The organism is Amycolatopsis sp. NPDC003676, from assembly GCF_053587275.1.
On the sequence record NZ_JBSFNS010000384.1, the window covers coordinates 1 to 1,118 of the forward strand.

The following is a 1,118-nucleotide window of genomic DNA, read 5'->3' on the forward strand; positions in this document are numbered from 1 at the left end:
CATGATGGTTCGCCAGCCCCCCGCGGGAACCCTGGACTGGCTGCTCACCACCCTGGTGAAGAACACGTCCGGCGCCGAGTCCGCGGTGGTGCTCTCCGCCGACGGCCTGGCACTGGCCGGTTCGGTCGGGATCGAGCGCGAGGACATCGAACACCTGGCGGCGATGGCGTCGGCGCTGCACAGCCTGGCCCGCGGCGTCGGCACCCGCTTCGGCAAGGGCGCGCTGCACCAGACGGTGATCGAGCTCGAGCTCGGCTATCTGCTGGTGACCGAGGCCGGTCAGGGCGCCTGCCTGGCGTTGCTGGCCGACGCGGACGCCGATCTGGGGTTGGTCGCCTACGAGATGAACGTGATCGTCGGACAGGTGCGCGACCATCTCTCGGCGTCACCGCGGAGTTCGACGACGCGAGCGTCGCATCTGTCGTGAGCGGGGGACCGGAGGACGCGTGGGGCTACGAGGACGACGATCCGGGACCCCTGGTCCGGCCGTTCGCGCTCACCCGCGGCCGGGCGGGCAAGGAACTCCAGGATCTCGACATCCTGACCCTGGTGATCTCGGTCGGCTACGACGCCGACGTCGCCCAGCTCGACCGCGAGTACGCCGAGATCTTCCGCCTGTGCAGGCACCGTCCGCTCTCCATCGTCGAAATCGCCGCGCACCTGGGGTTGTTGCTGGTCACCGTCAAGGTGCTGGTCAGCGATCTGATCTCGGCGGGCTATGTGATCTTCCGATCCCCTCCACGGGCCGATACCGGCCCCGACCCCGAACTCCTGCAGGCGGTACTCGATGGCATACGCAATCTCTGACGGCTACAGCTCCCCGGCGATGTCGGCCGAGCTGGCCGTGAAGGTCCTGGTGGCCGGTGGATTCGGCGTGGGCAAGACGACGATGGTCGGCGCGATCAGCGAGATCACCCCGCTGCGCACCGAGGAACAGCTCACCGAGCTCAGCTCCTCGGTCGACGACCTGCGCGGCATCGAGAACAAGCGAACCACCACGGTCGCACTGGATTTCGGCCGGATCACCATCAACCCGCGGGTGATCCTGTATCTGTTCGGCACGCCGGGACAGGACCGGTTCTGGTTCCTGTGGCCGGAATTGTCGCGTGGCGCGCTGG

3 protein-coding genes are annotated in these 1,118 nt (G+C 68.0%); all 3 read left to right on the forward strand.

What is annotated here, in order from left to right; genetic code table 11:
* Nucleotide 1: 1 nt before the first annotated feature.
* Nucleotides 2-427 carry a roadblock/LC7 domain-containing protein gene (locus ACWDNU_RS46605; RefSeq protein WP_449673547.1) on the forward strand — a complete coding sequence of 142 codons (426 nt, stop codon included), beginning with the start codon at nucleotides 2-4 and terminating at the stop codon, nucleotides 425-427.
* A complete protein-coding gene (locus ACWDNU_RS46610) occupies nucleotides 424-807 on the forward strand; it encodes a DUF742 domain-containing protein (protein WP_355282433.1) in 384 nt (127 codons plus the stop codon). The genes ACWDNU_RS46605 and ACWDNU_RS46610 overlap by 4 nt, the downstream gene beginning before the upstream one ends.
* The coding region (locus ACWDNU_RS46615) for a GTP-binding protein (RefSeq protein ID WP_449673548.1) at nucleotides 788-1,118 on the forward strand (331 nt) is incomplete at its 3' end. The genes ACWDNU_RS46610 and ACWDNU_RS46615, both read left to right, overlap by 20 nt.